Raw genomic sequence first — 546 nt, forward strand, 5'->3', positions numbered from 1 at the left:
CTCGGCGGCGGCCGCAACGCCCTCGAGTACGTGCTGCCGCTGCTGGGCGTCCGGCAGAAGAACGGCAAACCCGGCCACCCGCAGACGCAAGGCAAGATCGAACGCTTCCACCAGACCCTCAAGCGCTGGCTGCGCCAGCAACCACCGGCGCACGACCTCACGACCCTGCAGCAGCAGCTCGACCGCTTCCGCACCAGCTACAACGAGCACCGCCCGCATCGCGCGAACGACCGCGCCACCCCCGGCCACACCTACCGCGCCACACCGAAGGCGCTCCCCGCCGCAGCCGCGCACTCGCCCGGCCACTTCCGCATCCGCTACGACCGCGTCGACCACCAAGGCCGCGTCAGCCTCCGCCGAGCCGGCCGCATGCACCACCTCGCCATCGGCGCAGCACACCGAGGCCGACGCATCCTCGCCCTCATCGACAACACGACCGCCACCGTCATCGACCTCGAGACAGGCGAGCTCCTCGCCACCAACACCATCGACCCGGCACGCAGCTACTGGCGCAACACGAGAAGAGCCCCCGGCCGATGGCCAGGG

The 546-nt window shown here is 71.1% G+C and carries 1 protein-coding gene; it reads left to right on the top strand.

From position 1 onward, the window contains the following. Nucleotides 1–30: 30 nt before the first annotated feature. On the top strand, nt 31–546 hold a 516-nt coding region (locus tag AC1RNL_RS13370), incomplete at its 3' end, for an integrase core domain-containing protein (protein ID WP_492935503.1).

Source organism: Agrococcus sp. GW821-FHT14H11 (genome assembly GCF_058803545.1).